The organism is Bacillus sp. 275 (assembly GCF_001999205.1).
Taxonomy (GTDB): domain Bacteria; phylum Bacillota; class Bacilli; order Bacillales; family Bacillaceae; genus Bacillus; species Bacillus velezensis.
The window spans coordinates 121,010-139,707 of the sequence record NZ_CP019626.1; the positions used below are offsets into that span (position 1 = coordinate 121,010).

22 protein-coding genes and 1 pseudogene are annotated in these 18,698 nt (G+C 43.4%); 8 read left to right on the forward strand and 15 right to left on the reverse strand.

Going from position 1 to position 18,698, the window contains the following annotated elements; all coding sequences use genetic code 11:
* Positions 1-33 precede the first annotated feature (33 nt).
* Positions 34-2,760: an aconitate hydratase AcnA gene (acnA, locus tag BZ167_RS00375; RefSeq protein WP_015417550.1), complete on the reverse strand. Its 2,727-nt coding sequence runs from the start codon at positions 2,758-2,760 to the stop codon at positions 34-36.
* Positions 2,761-2,991: 231 nt separating this feature from the next.
* Here acnA and sspO point away from each other — a divergent pair, with 231 nt between their 5' ends.
* The 4 genes from sspO to BZ167_RS00395 all read left to right on the forward strand — a co-directional run bounded on the left by sspO (position 2,992) and on the right by BZ167_RS00395 (position 4,441).
* A complete protein-coding gene (gene sspO, locus BZ167_RS00380) occupies positions 2,992-3,138 on the forward strand; it encodes a small acid-soluble spore protein SspO (protein WP_003153982.1) in 147 nt (48 codons plus the stop codon).
* A 29-nt stretch (positions 3,139-3,167) separates the two neighbouring features.
* On the forward strand, positions 3,168-3,314 hold the full coding sequence (locus BZ167_RS00385) for a small acid-soluble spore protein P (protein ID WP_003153984.1): 147 nt from the start codon (positions 3,168-3,170) through the stop codon (positions 3,312-3,314).
* A gap of 93 nt (positions 3,315-3,407) precedes the next feature.
* A complete protein-coding gene (locus BZ167_RS00390; RefSeq protein ID WP_007410324.1) occupies positions 3,408-3,779 on the forward strand; it encodes an Hsp20/alpha crystallin family protein in 372 nt (123 codons plus the stop codon).
* Between the two features lie 233 nt (positions 3,780-4,012).
* On the forward strand, positions 4,013-4,441 hold the full coding sequence (locus BZ167_RS00395) for a DUF2621 domain-containing protein (RefSeq protein WP_060674236.1): 429 nt from the start codon (positions 4,013-4,015) through the stop codon (positions 4,439-4,441).
* A gap of 27 nt (positions 4,442-4,468) precedes the next feature.
* Here BZ167_RS00395 and BZ167_RS00400 read toward each other — a convergent pair whose 3' ends face one another.
* From BZ167_RS00400 to BZ167_RS00410, 3 genes are all read right to left on the reverse strand, one after another.
* Positions 4,469-4,960, reverse strand: coding sequence for a CcdC family protein (locus tag BZ167_RS00400; protein ID WP_007611735.1), 492 nt, complete (start codon positions 4,958-4,960; stop codon positions 4,469-4,471).
* A 79-nt stretch (positions 4,961-5,039) separates the two neighbouring features.
* Positions 5,040-5,402, reverse strand: a complete 363-nt coding sequence (locus tag BZ167_RS00405; RefSeq protein WP_007410327.1) for a response regulator — start codon at positions 5,400-5,402, stop codon at positions 5,040-5,042.
* Between the two features lie 84 nt (positions 5,403-5,486).
* The gene (locus BZ167_RS00410; RefSeq protein ID WP_088056486.1) at positions 5,487-6,194 is read right to left on the reverse strand and encodes a cytochrome c biogenesis protein CcdA; all 708 of its coding nucleotides are present in this window, start codon (positions 6,192-6,194) and stop codon (positions 5,487-5,489) included.
* A 201-nt stretch (positions 6,195-6,395) separates the two neighbouring features.
* On the opposite strand from BZ167_RS00410, the gene BZ167_RS00415 reads away from it, so the two are divergent.
* Positions 6,396-6,569, forward strand: coding sequence for an aspartyl-phosphate phosphatase Spo0E family protein (locus BZ167_RS00415; protein ID WP_012117647.1), 174 nt, complete (start codon positions 6,396-6,398; stop codon positions 6,567-6,569).
* Between the two features lie 73 nt (positions 6,570-6,642).
* Here BZ167_RS00415 and BZ167_RS00420 read toward each other — a convergent pair whose 3' ends face one another.
* The 6 genes from BZ167_RS00420 to yneA form a co-directional block, all read right to left on the reverse strand.
* Positions 6,643-6,861 carry a YneF family protein gene (locus BZ167_RS00420; RefSeq protein WP_003153994.1) on the reverse strand — a complete coding sequence of 73 codons (219 nt, stop codon included), beginning with the start codon at positions 6,859-6,861 and terminating at the stop codon, positions 6,643-6,645.
* Positions 6,862-6,946: 85 nt separating this feature from the next.
* Positions 6,947-7,393, reverse strand: a complete 447-nt coding sequence (sirA, locus tag BZ167_RS00425; RefSeq protein WP_003153995.1) for a sporulation inhibitor of replication protein SirA — start codon at positions 7,391-7,393, stop codon at positions 6,947-6,949.
* Between the two features lie 151 nt (positions 7,394-7,544).
* Positions 7,545-9,548, reverse strand: coding sequence for a transketolase (tkt, locus tag BZ167_RS00430; protein WP_007611727.1), 2,004 nt, complete (start codon positions 9,546-9,548; stop codon positions 7,545-7,547).
* Between the two features lie 166 nt (positions 9,549-9,714).
* Complete coding sequence (locus BZ167_RS00435; protein WP_003153997.1) at positions 9,715-9,948, reverse strand: DUF896 domain-containing protein; 234 nt, start codon at positions 9,946-9,948, stop codon at positions 9,715-9,717.
* A gap of 68 nt (positions 9,949-10,016) precedes the next feature.
* Positions 10,017-10,667, reverse strand: a complete 651-nt coding sequence (locus BZ167_RS00440; protein ID WP_015417547.1) for a YneB family resolvase-like protein — start codon at positions 10,665-10,667, stop codon at positions 10,017-10,019.
* A 15-nt stretch (positions 10,668-10,682) separates the two neighbouring features.
* On the reverse strand, positions 10,683-10,994 hold the full coding sequence (gene yneA / locus BZ167_RS00445) for a cell division suppressor protein YneA (protein WP_003154001.1): 312 nt from the start codon (positions 10,992-10,994) through the stop codon (positions 10,683-10,685).
* Between the two features lie 156 nt (positions 10,995-11,150).
* Here yneA and lexA point away from each other — a divergent pair, with 156 nt between their 5' ends.
* The gene (gene lexA / locus BZ167_RS00450) at positions 11,151-11,771 is read left to right on the forward strand and encodes a transcriptional repressor LexA (RefSeq protein WP_003154004.1); all 621 of its coding nucleotides are present in this window, start codon (positions 11,151-11,153) and stop codon (positions 11,769-11,771) included.
* Between the two features lie 338 nt (positions 11,772-12,109).
* Here the strand turns inward: lexA and BZ167_RS00455 are convergent, their stop codons facing one another.
* Positions 12,110-12,538, reverse strand: a complete 429-nt coding sequence (locus BZ167_RS00455) for a hypothetical protein (RefSeq protein WP_015417546.1) — start codon at positions 12,536-12,538, stop codon at positions 12,110-12,112.
* A gap of 153 nt (positions 12,539-12,691) precedes the next feature.
* Here BZ167_RS00455 and BZ167_RS00460 point away from each other — a divergent pair, with 153 nt between their 5' ends.
* Positions 12,692-13,141: a YndM family protein gene (locus BZ167_RS00460; RefSeq protein WP_003154009.1), complete on the forward strand. Its 450-nt coding sequence runs from the start codon at positions 12,692-12,694 to the stop codon at positions 13,139-13,141.
* Between the two features lie 27 nt (positions 13,142-13,168).
* On the opposite strand, the gene BZ167_RS00465 is transcribed toward BZ167_RS00460, so the two are convergent.
* The 4 genes and pseudogenes from BZ167_RS00465 to BZ167_RS00475 all read right to left on the reverse strand — a co-directional run bounded on the left by BZ167_RS00465 (position 13,169) and on the right by BZ167_RS00475 (position 15,903).
* Entirely contained in the window at positions 13,169-13,999 is an 831-nt protein-coding gene (locus tag BZ167_RS00465; RefSeq protein WP_007410333.1) for a prohibitin family protein, read from the reverse strand.
* The gene (locus tag BZ167_RS20270) at positions 13,986-14,135 is read right to left on the reverse strand and encodes a DUF8570 family protein (RefSeq protein WP_007410334.1); all 150 of its coding nucleotides are present in this window, start codon (positions 14,133-14,135) and stop codon (positions 13,986-13,988) included. The genes BZ167_RS00465 and BZ167_RS20270 overlap by 14 nt, the downstream gene beginning before the upstream one ends.
* A gap of 108 nt (positions 14,136-14,243) precedes the next feature.
* Positions 14,244-15,065: a poly-gamma-glutamate hydrolase family protein gene (locus BZ167_RS00470; protein WP_061860582.1), complete on the reverse strand. Its 822-nt coding sequence runs from the start codon at positions 15,063-15,065 to the stop codon at positions 14,244-14,246.
* A 405-nt stretch (positions 15,066-15,470) separates the two neighbouring features.
* Positions 15,471-15,903 (reverse strand): annotated as a pseudogene (locus tag BZ167_RS00475) (dUTP diphosphatase).
* Between the two features lie 377 nt (positions 15,904-16,280).
* Here BZ167_RS00475 and BZ167_RS00485 point away from each other — a divergent pair.
* Complete coding sequence (locus BZ167_RS00485; RefSeq protein ID WP_061860580.1) at positions 16,281-18,698, forward strand: peptidase G2 autoproteolytic cleavage domain-containing protein; 2,418 nt, start codon at positions 16,281-16,283, stop codon at positions 18,696-18,698.

The window sequence follows — 18,698 nt, forward strand, 5'->3', positions numbered from 1 at the left end:
AAGCAGACTGCTTTCTCTCCTTTGTTCATTCTGCTACTGTTTCATTTTATCGCGAAGCACCATTTGTAAAATGCCGCCGTGGCGATAGTAATCAATTTCCACTTCACTGTCAAAACGGACAACAACTTCAAATGTTTTTACCGTACCGTCTTCACTGATTGCTCTGACAGTCAGCAAGTCGCGCGGACGTACAGATTCATCAACATCCACCTCGATGACTTCCTTACCGGTTAAGCCGAGTGTATCCGCGTTTTCACCCTGTTTGAACTGGAGCGGCAGCACACCCATGAAGACGAGGTTGCTTCTGTGAATTCTTTCAAAGCTTTCGGCAATGACTGTTCTGATGCCGAGCAGGTTTGTTCCTTTTGCAGCCCAGTCACGTGAAGAGCCCATTCCGTAATCTTTTCCGGCCAGGACGACAAGACCCGTTTTATCATCTTTATACCGCATGCAGGCATCATAAATAGATGTCACTTCCCCGGTAGGCCAATGTGTTGTGTATCCGCCTTCTGTACCCGGTGCGATTTGGTTTTTAATGCGGATATTGGCGAATGTTCCTCTCATCATGACTTCATGGTTTCCGCGGCGTGAGCCGTAAGAGTTAAAGTCACGAGGAGAAACGCCTTTTTCCTGCAGGTATTTGCCCGCCGGTGTGTCTTTTCCGATCGCTCCGGCCGGAGAAATGTGGTCAGTCGTCACGGAATCGCCGAATTTGCCGACAACGCGAAGTCCTCTTAAAGGCTCAACTTTTCCCGGCTCTACAGACATTTCCTCAAAGAACGGCGGGTTTTGAATGTAAGTGGAATCCTGATCCCACTTGTACAGCGCTTCATCCGTCGTTTCGATTTCGTTCCAGCGCTGGTTGTCGTCAAATACCGTTTCATACTCTTTGCGGAATAATTCCGGCGTAACAGTCTGTTTGACGAGAGAATTGATTTCATCCATGGACGGCCAGATGTCATCGAAATAAACATTTTGTCCGTCATTTCCGACACCGATCGGATCCGTTTTCAGGTTGATATTCACAGTGCCTGCTAATGCGTATGCCACAACAAGCGGAGGTGACGCAAGGTAGTTTCCTTTGACAAGCGGATGGATCCGGCCTTCAAAGTTTCTGTTACCCGACAAGACAGAAGTGATCAAGAGATCATTTTTAGCAACCGCTTCTTCAATCTCTGGAGAAAGCGGGCCGGAGTTCCCGATACATGTCGTACAGCCATACCCTACGAGGTTAAAGCCGAGCTCCTTCATGTAAGGAAGCAGGCCCGAGTTGACTAAGTATCCAGTAACAACCTTAGACCCCGGTGCAAGTGATGTTTTAACATAATTCGGCACTTTCAAGCCTAATTCTACCGCTTTTTTGGCTACCAATCCGGCACCGATTAATACATAAGGGTTTGATGTATTCGTACAGCTTGTAATAGCGGCGATTGCAATCGCCCCTGTTTTCATAACCGCATCTTCACCGCTGTTAAGTTTAAATGAAATTTCTTTGTTCTCTTCAGCAGCATCCGCTCCGAATCCTTGGTTTCCGGCCGGGCTGACAAGATGTTTTTTAAACGTTTCCTGCATAACGGAAAGCGGGATTAAATCCTGCGGACGTTTCGGGCCTGAAAGGTTCGCTTCAATTTTTGACAGATCTATTTCCACAACGTCTGTAAAAATCGGCTCTTCCGCGTCAGGCGTATAGAATAAACCGTTGTTGCGGCAGTATGCCTCTACAATATCGATCTGCTCTTCTTCACGACCGGTCAGACGCAGGTAAGAAAGTGCTTCCTCGTCAACCGGGAAGAATCCGCAAGTCGCTCCGTATTCCGGCGCCATATTGGCAATAGTCGCACGATCCGCAAGCGGAAGCTCAGCAACACCAGGACCGAAGAATTCAACAAATTTATTGACTACGCCTTTTTCGCGCAGCACTTGAGTGACTTTCAGCGCCAAGTCAGTCGCCGTCGTTCCATTAGGCAATTTTCCGACAAGTTTCGCGCCGATGACCTCAGGAACAGGGAAATATGAAGGCTGGCCGAGCATTCCCGCTTCCGCCTCAATACCGCCGACACCCCAGCCGAGGACGCCGATTCCGTTAATCATTGTTGTATGGGAATCTGTTCCCACCAATGTATCAGGATATGTCACAAGTTCTCCGTCTTCCTCTTTCGTATGAACGACACTTGCCAAAAACTCAAGGTTTACCTGGTGAACGATACCTGTTGCAGGCGGAACGGCCTGATAATTGTTAAACGCTTTCTTTGCCCAGCTTAAAAATTTATAACGTTCTGCATTTCTTTCGAATTCTAAGTCCATATTAATGGCTAACGCGTCTTCCGTACCGGCTTTGTCGACTTGTACGGAGTGGTCAATGACCAGGTCAACCGGAATTTCAGGATTGATTTTATCAGGGTCTCCGCCGACAGAGGCCATGGCTTTTCTTAAAGATGCCAGGTCAACTACGGCCGGAACACCGGTAAAGTCCTGTAGAATAACCCGTGACGGTTTAAACGGCACATCGATATCTTTTAATTCAGCAGTACCCCATCTTGCTAAATTTTCAACATGTTCTTTTGTAATGACGCGTCCGTCTACCTGACGCAAAACGGATTCCAAAAGAACCTTAATAGAATAAGGAAGTTTTGAAACATTGCCGACCCCTGCGTCTTCCAATGCTTTTAATGAATAGTAGTTGTATGTTTTCCCATTTGAAGAAAATGTTTTTCTTGCTTGGAAAACGTCTTGTGTTGCGACTTTTTGCTGATTTGTCATTCTCCAAAATCCCCCTTCAATGATCAAGATCGTTCTTTAGATGAATGTTCACATTCCATCACAATTTTCTCACAATTTCATCTTAGTATAAAATCATACATAAGTAAATATCAATGTTTTTATTAAATACAATAAGATCGTCTTATCAGCATGATTTTCGGTAAATTTTGTCCGATTTTCCGCCTCATACAACGGGCTGTAAAGAGCCATATTAATGTTGAGGTGATGATCATGGTAAAACGGAAAGCCAATCATGTCATTAACGGCATGAATGATGCGAAAAGCCAAGGCAAAGGCGCGGGTTATATAGAAAATGACCAGCTCGTCCTGACGGAAGAAGAACGGCAGAACAATAAAAAAAGAAAAACAAACCAATAGCCGGAACACCTTAAAAAGGAGGCATTAACATGACAAATAAAAATACGAGTAAAGATATGCATAAAAATGCTCCGAAGGGCCATAACCCCGGCCAGCCGGAACCGCTGAGCGGAAGCAAAAAAGTGAAAAACCGCAACCATACAAGACAAAAACATAATACAAGCCACGATATGTAAAACAGACCCCGTGTCTGTTTTTTTGTGCCATTCACCCATTCAAAGCTTCTGCATACGTTATAGCAAGGCTTTTTAATATGGAGGGATGCTTCCATGAATCACTCAAAAAACGCTGAAGAATTTGATGATACGGAAGAATGGCTGCGGCAGTTTTACGAGGACCCGTATGCTTGGTATGACGAGACGCTGCCGATCGATCTATATGAAACAAGCCGTCAATATATCATTGAAGCCGACCTGACGGCGCTGAAGCAGGTGCAAGCGATAACCGTCACTCTTTCGGGGAATGAGTTTATGCTCTCTGTTAAAACGCTTGAACGGACGTTAAACAAACAAATGATGCTTCCTTTTTATCTGAATGACAAACATATTTTCACTGATTTCACCAACCATATTCTGACCGTCTCCATGAACAAGGAGCCAAATGAGACTCCTGCCTCTTTTTCCTTTCAATTTCCTCTATAACATAAAAAAGCCGCTTTCATCCCTCAATGGAAGCGGCTTTTTTGTCCGGTCATATCAGTCATATACCCTCAAAGTGAATCTCCCATGGCCAAATAGCAGAATCACTATACGATAGAATATGTTCTAGCAACTGAAATGACTGGACATCTATCATTTTTTCTATTCTTTTTTTCATGTGTTCTTCTATTCTGTCTTCGTTTACAATATGGTTAAAGTAAGGAGGAGATAGAACAATGCTGGAAGGCTGGTTTATGTGGTTTATTTTATTTTGGGTCATCGTGATGATCGGATTGCTGTCTATCGGCGGGTTTTTTATGTTTCGAAAATTTTTAAAACGCTTACCGAAAGAAGACGGCCGGTCAGAACTGGATTGGCAGGACTATTATATTGAAAAAAGCAGGCACTTATGGAATGAGGGTGACAAGGCGTTTTTGGATGAACTGGTCGCCCCCGTACCGGAGCTCTTTCGGGATGTAGCCAAAGCGAAAATCGCCGGAAAAATCGGTGAACTTTCCTTAGCGGAGGAAGCTGAACAAATAAACCGTGATTTAATCATCAGGGGTTACATACTGGCCACTCCTAAGCGTGATCATCAATTTTTAAAAAAGCATCTCCGTGAAAAACAGATTGATCTTAATCCTTATCAAGCCCTGCTCAAATAAAAAACCTTTCCGGCGGACGGAAAGGTTTTAATTCATCTGAATATCAGCGGTCTTCAGTTCATTCGAAAGTTTGCGGTAAGACAAAAACATCGCGATGCGCCACGGGACAATCATTCCGAAAGCCAGAATCCAAAACATTCCGCTTAAAGCTCCGTAATCAATCGTCGTGCTCAAAATGGATTTCATAGCGATTCTGATAACCAAGAGACCAATCAGGATAAACACAAACGCTTTTGACCGTTTTAAATAGATTTCATTATTTTTAATCTCAAATTTAGATGTTTTAATCAGAAAAATAGAGAAGATCACGCCCAGCGTAATGGCCTCCAAAAATTCTTCGCCCGTCACTCTGAAAATCGGAAAAAGGAACATAAGCGCTCCCGTACTCATGAAAATCGGCGGGAGAATTATTTTTTTAGGTGAAGCGGGCTTGTCGGAGGATTTAATCCTGACGATCATCACGGAAATTGCCATGGCCGCTGCAATAACGGATGAAATTATAATCATCATCTTTATCATTCCTTTGCTTGCACGGAGTTTGATACTATATACTATACTCCAAAAACATAAAAAAAACCAATTTGAAAAGAGAACACGTTTACGTTCCCGTTACCCGGCCTACGGCCTCCAGCACTTTAGATGCTTCAAACGGTTTAACGATAAAGTCTTTAGCGCCTAATTCAATCGCTTCCAGAACGATCCGCTGCTGCCGCATGGCGGTGCACATGATGATCCGGGCTTTCGGGTCAAAAGCTAAAATATCCTGCAGGGCCTGTATACCGTTTTTGACCGGCATGGTAATATCCATTGTCACCAGGTCGGGACGGATTTTTTGATATACTGCCAGAGCTTCCTCACCGTCAGCCGCTTCCCCGGCCACTGTGTAATTCGCCGATTCCAGAATCTCTCTGATTTTCACCCTCATGAACTTGGCGTCATCTACAACTAAAACTCGTGTCATATTCCCCTCCACATATTTAACATTAACTAGTCTTATTGTACCAAAAACAAAAGGGTATATAATAGTTCAAAAGTTATTAATCCGTTACAGACCCGTAAATCCTCCGAAAAGATTTGACAGAACGATCAGAATGTAGCTCATCCAGTTAAAAAACAGCATAACTCCGATCAGAATCATAAGAATGCCGCCGATTTTCATGATAAGCAGCTGATGCTTGCGGATCCAATTCATTCTGGTAATAAAAAATGAAAGAACAAGAAAAGGAATCGCAAATCCGAGAACATATAAAAACATATACGGCACTGCTGAAGAAGGATTTGTATTGGCCAGCGAAAACACGGCCCCTAAAATGGGCCCGCTGCACGGCGACCAGCCGGCTGCAAACGCAAGACCGATCAGAACCGAACCGATAAACCCCTCCGGACGGCGTTTAAAGTGAATGCGCCGCTCTTTCATCATGAATTTCGGTTGAAACACACCGGCAGTAATCAGCCCGAAAAGGATCAGCATGATAGCGCCAAACTGGCGGATCGCTTCATGATATTGGGTAAAAAAACTGCCGATAAACGAAGTTCCATATCCCAATGCGATAAAAATCACGGAGAAACCAAGCAAAAAACAAAGTGTATGCACGAGGCCGCGCTTTTGCAGCATCACCTTTTCTGTTTTCACCTCGTCCATACTGACACCAGTTATGTAAGATAAAAAGGCGGGGTACAACGGCAGACAGCATGGAGAAATGAAAGACAGAAATCCGGCCCCAAACGTCAAAAAGTAATTAAAACTCACGATGACACACTCCCTTCGAGTTATGACAAAATCATTTCATTTTTTTAACACTTTCCCGAGAAGGATTACTTTTTATAGAAAAAGCTTATATAATTTAATTTGACATCGAGATATTATACTCCTTCTTATTTGAAAAACAGTATAAATGTGGATATAATAATAGCGACTCAGGTGAAAGATTTATGTATGAAAGGATATATCCCTGTGATTAGAGAGCATCTATTAAATGAAATTGAAAAAAAACGGGCAGAGCTGCTTAAAATCGTCATGACAAACGGAATGACATCAAACATTACGATAGAACTCAGCCAGGAGCTTGACCACCTTCTCATACAATATCAAAAAGAACTGCACACCGGCAGTTGGGGTGAAACATGACGCCAAAATAAAAAACCCTCTCCGGGTTTTTTATTTTTATAACCATGTATCTCTATATCATAATCTGTACGTATTATTTCGCTTGATTATTCATGGCTTTCATCATTTGATTAATTTTCTTTTGAGAAGGTTTCATTCCCATTTGCATCATCATCATGCGTAGCATTTGTTCATTAATAGGCGGATTCTTTTTCAAATAGCTCATCATATATTTACGAGCAATAAAAAACCCGAGTGCAACACCTATGAGCAATGCGACAACGCCCACTAGGATGCCAACCCATAAAGTCATTTTATTTCCTCCTTCATGTTGTCTAGTTTAAAGTGTACTAAACCAAAGGCTATTATACAACATTTACATCTCTTTTTCCTCGTTTTTAGACAAAATTTCTTTCTCTGACCGGATTTAACCACCCGTAGCGCCGTGTCTTGAAATCCATTGCAAGAAAACAGGGGCTGATTTTACGCAGAATCTCAAAGAAAATCGTTTCCGCCTCATAATCTCCCGAAGCCGCAATCTCAATTAAACTGTCTTTCATCATGAAGGTGGCGCGGCCCTTTTCTCCGGGCAGTGTAAGCCGGTAAATGGAATCCAAACGGCTGTAACTCATTCGGTTTAAATGCAGCTGGAGACGCTGATGCATATGTATCACCGGAATCGGTTCCGTTATATATTGAACTTGCTTTTCTGTCATTTGATATTCCTGGGGTGTCAGGTCTGTCCAATGATAGTCTCGAAACAACTCAAACATAGCCGTTTCCCGCCCGAAGTAGTGGTTCGCAAACTCATCCTTTATCAGGTGCGTATAGTAATGACGTTCCATTTCCTCATCCCCTTTTACAGCGCTTCGTTATTGCTTTCTATTATACAAAAGGAGAAAAGAAAGAATTGTCTATTACTGTTACGCCGCCCCTTCTATTTTTGTCGCATAAACAGGAAAAAGAGGATGATTTGACTCATCCTCTTTTGTCTCGTTATTTGTTTAAAAGTTTTTTCACGCGGTCAACCACGTTTTCTGCAGTAAACCCGTATTCTTTCATAATTGTTTCTCCCGGAGCTGAAGCACCGAAACGGTCAATTGCGAGAACGTCTCCTTCAAGACCGGTAAATTTGCCCCATCCGAAGCTTGAACCCATTTCGATCGCAAGACGTTTCGTCACATTCGGAGGAAGCACGCTGTTTTTGTACTCGGCCGATTGTTTTTCAAAGCGGTCCCAGCTCGGCATGCTGACTACAGATACGTGAATGTTTTCTTCAGCCAGTTTCGCTTGAGCTTCGATCGCAAGTCCGACTTCAGAACCTGTCGCTAAAAGAAGAGCGGCCGGTGATTCCGTTTGGGCTTTTGAAACGATATAAGCCCCTTTTTCCACGCCCGCATACGCTTCTTCAGCCTGCTGATCAATCGTCGGCAGGTTTTGGCGTGTCAATACAAGAGCTGTCGGATGATCTTGGCTTTGAACGGCAACCTTCCATGCAGCTGCGGTTTCATTTCCGTCAGCAGGTCTGATCACAGAAAGGTTAGGAAGTGCGCGTAAAGAAGCAAGCTGCTCAATCGGTTCGTGAGTCGGCCCGTCCTCTCCTACGGCAATACTGTCATGCGTGAATACATAAGTGACGGGAAGACCCATCAATGACGCCAGACGAATGGCAGGTCTTAAATAATCAGAGAACACAAAGAATGTGCCGCCGAATACGCGGAGGCCGCCGTGAAGCGCCATTCCGTTTAATGCAGCGCCCATCGCAAATTCACGGACACCGAACCAGAAGTTTTTCCCGGCGTAGTCTTTGGCCGTGAAGTCTCCTCCATTTTTGATTGTCGTTTTATTTGAACCCGCAAGGTCAGCAGATCCCCCGACAAAGAAAGGAATTTTCTTGGCGATCCCGTTCAGCACCTCACCTGAAGATGCGCGGGAAGCAAGGCTGCTGCCTTTTTCATAAACGGGAACTTCCTGATCCCAGTCTTTAGGAAGCTCGCCTTTCATGCCGAGTGACAGCTGTTCAGCAAGCTCAGGATATTTTTCTTTATAAGCCGCGAACAGTTCATTCCATTCCTGTTCTTTTTTCGAGCCGGCTTCTTTTACAGCTTGATTGAAATGCCCGTATACTTCTTCCGGAACATAAAAATCTTCTTCAAACGTCCAAGCATACGCTTCTTTTGTCAGCTTGCTCTCTTCTAGTCCTAACGGAGCGCCGTGAACGCCGGATGTGCCCGCACGGTTTGGAGAGCCGAAACCGATCGTGGTTTTCACTTCAATCAAAGTCGGTTTTTTATCATTCTGGCGCGCTTTTTCAATTGCAGCCGTCAATTCAGCGATGTTGTTTCCGTCCTCAACATAAAGAACTTCCCAGTTCATTGCTTCAAAACGCTGCTTTACATTTTCAGAGAAAGAACGGTCTAAATCGCCGTCTAAGGAAATGTCATTAGAATCGTATAATACGATCAGGCGGCCTAATTCAAGATGGCCTGCAAGAGAAGCGGCTTCGGAAGAAATGCCTTCCATTAAATCACCGTCTCCGCAAATACTGTATGTATAATGATCAACTACGTTGAAAGAATCACGGTTATATGTCTCAGCCAGATGGCGTTCTGCAATTGCCATTCCCACTGCCATTGCAATACCCTGTCCAAGCGGCCCGGTCGTTGCGTCTACTCCGGCTGTGTGCCCGAACTCCGGATGTCCCGGTGTTTTGCTTCCCCATTGACGGAACTGTTTCAAGTCTTCAATGCTGAGGTCATATCCGCTTAAATGCAGCATGCTGTATAAAAGCATTGAACCGTGGCCTGCTGATAAAACAAAGCGGTCGCGGTTAAACCAGCCCGGATTCTGCGGGTTTACATTCATAAATTTCGTCCACAGCGTATATGCCATCGGAGCGGCTCCCATCGGCATGCCCGGATGTCCGGAATTCGCTTTTTCAATTGCGTCTATAGATAGTGTACGAATGGTGGCAACTGATTTCTTTTCAATTGTATCCATTATAATCCCCTTCCTTATTGTTGTACCTTTTCATCATAAAGCGATGCTGACTTTTTCTCAACTCTTTCAGCTTAAATTTGAGATAAACTTGTTGAAAATTGTCGTAAATCACATCCTGATATTAGTATATACGAAAAAAGAATACGTATTGCCGTATTCTTTCTGTTTAATGAAGATTATTTTTCTGTTGTTCTCTTTTTAATTTTTCAGGGGTGACATCGTTGCCTTCCGGATCAATCACTTTTACGCTCTTTAACGTATTTTTCATTGAGGAGCGGAATCCTTTCAAATACTCCTGGCGAAGCTTTTGCTGTTCAGCTTTTTCCTCATCCGTTATCGTGTTTGATTTAGCTTTTTGAGCCAATTCGTTAATTCTTGCGATTTTTTCTTTAGAAATCATAATAAGCTCCTTTGGTGCGTGTTGATTATATACTACTAAAACGCAGTCTTTTTTACAACTGATGCGCGTCAGCTGCCTTCTGTGTCTGCGGTATATTCCTGAAACCGCCGGTGAACCGTGGCTTTGGACACATCGTAGCCGAATCCCCTTAAGGTCGCTGCGATTTCTGCAAAGGTAAGCTTGTTGGCTCTCAGCCTGATAATTTCCGAAACCGGAACCTCTTTTTTTTCTTTTCCGCTGTTTTCATGTCTGTTTTTCAGATTCCGTTCAGGTTTGTAGCCGTTTTTCACGGCTCTTTTCATTCCCCGCCGGATTTTCATATTGTGAATTTTCCTTTGATATTCCTCAACAATACTGACGATTTCGAGTACCATCGAATCAGCTTCGGAAAGCGCCAGTTCACCTTTATGAGCCGTCGTATATATTTTTACGTTCTCCCTGTAAATGCAATGCAAAAGCGCAATCTTGGCGTTTCCTCTTCCTAATCTCGTTTCGTCCTGCACCAATATCGCGTCAATATGTGATTTTTTAATTTCATCAAGCATTTCAAATACTCCGTCGCGATCCATTTCGTAACCGCTGGCTTTCTCAGAAATGACTTTCACGACTTCCATGCCGTTTGCAGCAGCGATCTCACTGAGCTCCTCTTCCTGTCTTTTTAATGACGTTTGCTGCTGTTCTTTGTTTGTGCTTACGCGGGCATAAATGAGTGCCTTCATTTCTCTCTTTCCTCTCTAATTGACAATGGCCAGCTGATATACGGCCGGATGCTTTTTCTTAACCGGAAGAATAAGTTCGTCTCCGGGCTTTATATCAGCAGTTTGGAGATGATTATTCTCCGTCACCCACTCAATGAAATCTTCTTTATTAATGTGTTTCTTTTCTGCTACATGATCCGCAAGTGACCAGAGTGTATCGCCGTCCTGAACCTTTATTTTAACATATTGGCTGAGGGACTGATCATTTCCCGCACATGAGACAAGTAAAATAGCGGCACTTAAAATCGCAGTAAACAGCCCTACAAATATAATAGATTCTTTCGCCATGTAAACAACCTCCGATAAGAATGTTTGTTCGCTTTTTATACCTTTCAGTATATACGAACAAACGTTTCTGTCAATCGTTTTTTTCGAACCTATGTTTGCACTGTCAGGAAAATCATGCTATAATCTACTTAAAATCGACGTTTTGAGGTGCGAAATATGACGAAGCTATCAAAAAGGCAGCTTGATATCCTGCGTTTTATTAAAGAAGAGGTAAAAACGAAAGGATATCCGCCTTCTGTAAGAGAGATAGGAGAAGCAGTAGGACTGGCTTCCAGTTCAACCGTGCACGGCCATTTGGCGCGGCTGGAGACAAAAGGCCTGATCAGACGGGACCCAACTAAACCGAGGGCGATTGAGGTATTGGATGAAGAAGAAGTCCACATTCCGAAAAGCCAGGTCGTAAACGTTCCGGTCATCGGGAAAGTGACGGCGGGTATTCCGATTACGGCTGTTGAAAATATCGACGAGTATTTTCCGCTTCCTGACCGGATGGTTCCTCCGGGCGAACATGTCTTTATGTTAGAAATCATGGGAGAAAGTATGATCGACGCCGGTATTTTTGACAAAGATTACGTCATTGTCAAACAGCAGAACACGGCCAATAACGGAGAAATCGTCGTAGCTATGACCGAAGATGATGAAGCGACGGTCAAGCGCTTCTATAAAGAAGACAATTATGTGCGGCTGCAGCCGGAAAATCCGACGATGGAGCCGATTATCCTGCAAAACGTAAGCATTTTGGGGAAAGTTATCGGCGTATTCAGAGCCGTACATTAATTCTATTAAACTTCATTTATTGTAAAAAACCCCTTAAAGAGGGGTTTTTTTGCATAAAAAAAGCAGATTCGCCCTGGCTTAAGAAACGAATCTGCTAAGGAGGAAAAACTTACATTCTTATTATCCGACATCACACTTTTGAAGTCAACTAATAATGTTTCCTTAGAGAAACTTTTCATTCATTTTTTAACTTTGTATATTTGTGCGTGATGAATTTACTTTTATTTATGTTTCCTTTGGGCGGATGCATTAAAATTTATCTATGAATATTTAGTACATAGTGCAATAAGTTATATTTAAATATAAAAAAACCCGCTGCCTTTAGCGAGTATCTATTTTCAATCAAAATGATAATATTCTACACCGTAAAACCCTTTAATATAGACGGGGCCACAGACGTTTGAAGAACTTTCAACCAGAATTCTGTATTTGTGATACGGATCAATTGATTTTTTATCCTGGGCACTGAGGTTTAACCAGCTGCCGCTGTAGTTTTTAGAACTTAATGTATAAAAATTCCCGTTCAGCGCCATCCGCTGGAGTTTCATGCTTAAACCGCACGAAGAGTTGTTCATTATGGTGAACTTATATCCTAAAAAGTAATCGTCGGCAGCTACAGCCCCCGGATTTTCAATATGAAACTCTTTTGCATTTCCCTCCAAAGTGAAGCTTGTTTTTGATCCGAATTCAGTGGTAGCCGCTTCAGCTGAGTGTATTCCGCTAAAACATAATAAAAAAACAGCAATACATAACCAGTATTTTTTCATTTGCATCCCCCTTTTTACATATTTTAACTTGTGAATCCTGTGATGTCTATTCACATTTTATTAAAACGTATACTTTATAACCACTATATACCAGTTTAAAAATTTGCGGATTGCTTACAATGAAGACTAAACGAAATAACGAAGGTGGTTCAAATGAAACACGTAATTGCTTTCGCTTCTAAAACGGCGCTCACACTTGCTTTACTGTACATTGTTCTGGATCTTATGTACCAAGTAACCTTTTTAAACGTTCTGTTTATTACAGTGATCTTAAGTTTAATCACTTATTTTGCGGGTGATTGCATGATTCTGCCGAGAACAAGCAATTTCACAGCCGTTGCAGCTGATTTCGGGATTTCATTCATTATATTATGGATATTCCTTATGAACATTGGCGGATTTAATGTCTCGCCTGCCGCGGCATCGGTTATCTCTGCACTTTGCATTTCTGTTTTTGAGGCATTTTTTCACCGGTATTTGCAGCAATATGTACTTCCCGAAGATTATCAGGACACAACAGAGACGGATAGCACGCTATGGAGCTATCAAACCGAGGCGTCTGAAGAATTAGTGCCGGAAAAAGACCCTCAGGAAAAAACATAAAAAGGAGGCAATCGCCTCCTTCTCTTTTTATTTTTGCTTCTGATCGTCCAGCGGCAGCTGCAGCAGTGAGTCTGTGCCTGTCGCTTTCGGTGTTTTTCCGTCCCATTTTTCAATCCATTTATATTTGATCATCTCATCGGACATTGATTTCTTTATGATTTCGTTATAATCAGCGATCCCTTCCGCTTCAATTTTTTTCTTTTTCGCTTCGGCTTCGGCTATTTTAATTTCAGTTTGTGTCCGTTCAAGTTCCTGTGAAGACTTCACCCTTGCATCGATAGCTTCCTGTGTGGCTTTATCCGGCTTCGGTACGCCAAGTGTCAGATCATCAATTAAAAATCCAAGACTCTTCATATCATCAGCAAATCTCTTTTGAACATCGGCAGCGGCTTCTGCAGATTTTTGCCCGTATGTGTCAATAACCGAGTATTTGCTGATTGATTTTCGCGCCGCATCCCACAGCCTTGTTTTTAAATATGTATTTTCAATCGTTTCAACGTCTACCGCTCCGAATTTGTTAAACAGATCGACTACTTTATCAGGCTGCACGACATAGTTGTAAGCGATATCCATTTCTATATTTTTACCGTCTGAGGTTGCCACTTTTATATTTTCATTATTCACTGTCTGCATACGCACCGGATATTCCGTTACTTTATTAAATAACCCGACTAAGTGCCAGCCTTGGTCCAATGTGTCGGATTTTACCCCGCCATTCGGTGAGTATACAACCCCGACATAACCGTTCGGTATTTTTTCAATGAATAGTGACGCTGTAACGCCCGCAATTAAAAGGGCTGCACCTATAATCACACCGCCGATAATTTTTTTTGTGTTTCCGCGCTTATTTTCGCTCATGCTGATCTTCTTCCTCCCATGACTTTTTGAATTTTTTGGCTCCGCTTCCCACTTGTTTAAAGATTGGACTAAGCATCAGCCATAAACCGAATCCGATGATGACAAGAAGAATGATAGACCCGATCATCACTTTCATTTGCCCACCTCTTTTCTTTCATCCTGTCAATTATGTATACGATCTTAAGAACTTAAAGTTTCATAAATTTCAAAAGAAAAAGCCCCGCCGGCAAAATAGGCGAGCTTATTAATAATTGTCACTGATAAAATCAGAAACCGTTTTTGTGAATTGATAAAAGGTCCCATTTTGTGTGGATGCTCTGCTTTTCAGCGTAAAAGTGTCAAATAGTGATTTTCTGAAGCCGGTGCTCATTTCGATTTGAATACTCAATCCGGATGAAGATTGATTGGCAAGGTTGTTCGGACTGACGCCCGCATATTGATCATTTATGCCAAGAAGAACGGCAGGATACCCGTGCCGTTTCAGCACATCGGTCAAAAGTTCGGCCCGTTCTCTGTCTGTACCGCCGATTTTTATCTTTTTATCGTCACTGCCGTAACCGTGCAATGAAATGACATGAGAGTGCTCTTTCACCATTTGCACGGCCTTAGGTTCATCGAAATGCGAACTTGTCAAATGCAGAGCCGCATTACCGGCTGGTTTTAACCCTTCAAATAAATATAAACTCCGGTTTTCAGCAATTTCTCTGGCTAACTCACTGGTCCCCGGCTCTATGCCTCCGCCGTGTATAGCTAATATGAGGACAGAAGGGTCATGCTCTCGCGTTGAAATGGAAAAATCGGAAGAATCTTCATTCAGCTTTAATTCCTCGAAACTGCCGTAAATATCTGAAGCGGCATCAGCCCGAAAGAACGGCAGAAGCAAAAACGGTAAAATTAAAACTAAAATTCCTTTTTTGGTTATTGATGGCATTTGTATGTTTATGTTACAATACAAATGCTTCAGCCTTTGAAGCGAACGGCAGAACAGGGTGACTTTGGACGGTTTCTTCTGCTCTGCCTCTTTGCCAGCTGCTTTACGGTCTATTCTTCTAACCCTTTTTGCCATAACATCATCCTTTCTTTTGTTTACACTTTTGTCACAATATTATATACGTTGGACAAAACCTCCGTTCATCTTGAAGAATAAAAACATCAAAACAACTTCTATCCTTTAACCTAAAAAAGTCTTTCTGTTCAAAGAGACGGAAGGCTTAAATGATAAAAATGAAACCCTTCTCCAGTTTTGGAGGAGAGTGAGGACTGCAGGGAAATCATTTTATCAATATGCTGAGCTGGGCTGACGCCCGGCTCAAATATTTGCTCCGGCATAGACGGTTACGGAGCGGCCGGTTATTTCGAAGCCAAATTCGAACGTGACGTATGATTTCTCAATTCAAGAATCCCCGAAACAAATTGAATGTAACTGCTGTTTCCATAAAAAAAGACTGCTGTTAAGCAGTCTTTTTTCGTTTTATTTCGTGCCTGTTGATCCCAGTCCGCCGCGGTCATTGTTCCCGAGCTTGTCTACTTCGATCAGCTCCACTTCAGGCATTTTCTTCATGATTCTGAATTGGCAGATCCGCTCCCCCTTGGAAATGTCAGTATCCCGAAGCGCGAATGCAGGAAAAAACCAGAAGTCATTGTCGCCTTTATATGATTCATCAATGACTCCCATTGAATTTGTCTGAATGATACCGAAATGCTTATATGTACTTGAACGCGGAACGATGGGCCTCATATCCTTCCGGCAGTTCCATCGCAACTCCAAGCGGGATAAGTTTGAATTCACCTTTTTTGATTGTTATATCTTCAGCTGCCCGCAGATCAATCCAATCGCCCTGTTCAATTTTACTGATTCTCGTTTGCGTATCATCTGAATATTTAATTTTGATTTGTAAAGTCATTTTCGCTGCTCCTTTTGCTTCCCTATTTCAGTCGTATTGATGACCAATCCGTGCCCCATTATACCATTTAACTGATAAGAATGTTGATTTTGGTGTATATGCAGCCGAAGAGGAAGCACTGCGAAGCCAATGAGAATAAACCTAAAATGAGGGCCTCTCCTATCAGTTTTTTCCTCCATTTTCACATGACAGCTTCAATTACAATAATGCAAAGCTTTATATCCGTTCTTTCAACAGAGTTTTTAAAATTTCACCTTGGTTTCAAAAGGAATTTCGTTCTGAATAAAGAATTTGAAGAATAAGCGCTTAAAGGGCGCGCGACTCTTTTCTGTCCCCTGCCTCAGGCGCTTATATCAAAAGAAAGAGGTGTCTTTAGAATGGTTCAATTTAAAAACTTTCCTGATCCGTCTTTAAACGCCCCATTGCAGTCTCACCCTGCACAGCCCTCTGAATTGGAGCATCTCAAAGCAAGGATGCAGAATTTTATTAAGCATTCCGCAACGGATGATAATCTTGAGATCGCAGATGCCCGGGTGACGGCGGAAGGAATGGTCACCTCACTTTTAAAAGAACGGCTTGATACCGAATACGAAATGCTTATGAATAAAATCACCCGGGAAGTGAATGTGGAGGACTACGGAGCGGTCCCTGACGGCCGGGACAATACGGAAGCCTTTCGGAGAGCGATCGGGAACGGCCGGGTCAAAGTAAATGTTCCCGCAGGAGAATTTTTGGTTCAAGGGATAAAACTCCCCTCATGGACTACCATTTCCGGTGAGGGACAAGGGATTACCGTGCTTAAGCTTCATGAGGACACTCCCGCATACGAATGGGTCATTACTAACGATGATTACGAAAATGGAAACCGTAATATTTTTGTCCAGAACATGACTTTAGACTGGAATCCTGATCGTCAATGCGGGGCCAGGAACCCCGGAGGACAGTTTTCCAGCTGTTTAACGTTTGCTAATGTGCAATACGGCTGGATTAAGAATGTTGAAACGGTTAACGCGGGTCTCCATGGTATTGATATTACATCTCCGACTTACGATCATTTGCCTGAAACAGAATGGACGAAAGACGGCTGCCGATATATATGGATTGATAACTGTGTGGCATACGGCGCCGGAGACGACGGCATTACCACCCATTACAGCGAGTATATTTTCATTTCCAACTGCCATTCCGGAAACCCCCGCGGCACAGAGCATGCTGAGGGCAGCGCAAACTCGAACGGCATTGAAATTGACGACGGCTCTAAACATGTTTGGCTTTTAAATAACTATACGAGCGGTAATATCCGCGGGATTGAGGTAAAGGCGCACAGCCTGTGGCCGGCTTCTCAAAATGTTCATATTATCGGTCATGTTTCGTATCGTGATGTACGTTCATTTGATATTCGTCATATCGGCCATCATCAGGCCTCAGATCCCGAAAGCACGACGGCTTATGATGTTACTTTAACCGATTGCACCGCGATTGAACCGGTATTCAATGCTCTCTATGACGGTGTGACCCCGAGGGCGCTGGTCATCTCTGCCTATAAAAACGTTAATGTAAACGGATTCACAGCTATTGGTGATCCCTCATACGACTATGGCGGGAATCCAGTCGTAGCTCTTCAATACCGCAGTCAAAATATTACGATCAACGGCATTAAAATACGCGGCTTTACACAAGCCGGTGTTGACATCAATATATCCGGCGGATCAAATAAAACCGATTATGTTAAAATTTTAAATTTTGATATATACAAGTCATCTCCTAAAGGCATCTCAATCGGCGGAGGCCAATATAACGTAAATATTATAAACGGTACGATGATCGGAGACGGCGGTTCCGTCGGAATTACGTCCCCTAACAGTCAGGCCGTCATTCTCGGGGTGCAAGCGGAAGGTTACAGCGCGGCCGCATCTATAAAAGGACAGACTTATGATCAGATCCCCGTCAATTTAAAGGGAGGCGCACAGCTCGCGACCAGCTCCGGTTTTGCATTCAACCCGACAAGCGCCGTTATTGCGGGAACAGGCGATATTACGGCCAGAGGTGACAGAAATGCGATCATCAGCTCTTCCGGAGGTTCAAGTTCTGAAGGTTCAAGGGCATTTATCGCCGCTTCAAACAATGCCCATATTACGGGCAGCAAAGTCTCCAGAACGATTCTGTCATCAGAAAGCATTACATTGGAAGAACCATACACGGTTGCCGGAGGGCATCAGTCCATCAAATGGAAATTGGATTCAGCGGGCGGCCACGGTACGTTCGCCGGAGCTGTCACCTCTTCCCTGTCAGGGTACGGAGAATACTTTGAAAGTGTAACCGGCCAGACAATTCCCGCCGGGACAATCGTCACAGTGAAAGGCGAAAAAATTGAATCGGCTCACGTCGGTGATTACATGCTCGGCGTCATTTCAGAAACAGCCGCTTTTATCTCAGGAGCCGCAAGCTTCGGATGGCAAAGCCGCTTTTTGACAAACGAGTTCGGCGGTTTCATTTACGAAAATGTGACTGACGAGGAAACAGGAGAAACGGTACGCGTGCCGAAACAAAACCCGGACTGCAGTCCGGCTCTTGAAGCTGACTATGAAGCACGAGCGGCCAGAGACGAATGGCACATTGTCGGACTCAACGGCCGGCATTACGTACGGGTCGACAGTACGGTCAGCCCGGGAGATTATATCACGGCTCATAACGGAATTGGGACTAAAGCCGCGGAAGGCTGGAAGGTATTGAAACTGACAGCCTTATACAGTGCTGAAAAAGGGTACGGCATTGCAATTGCGGTTATCAAATAG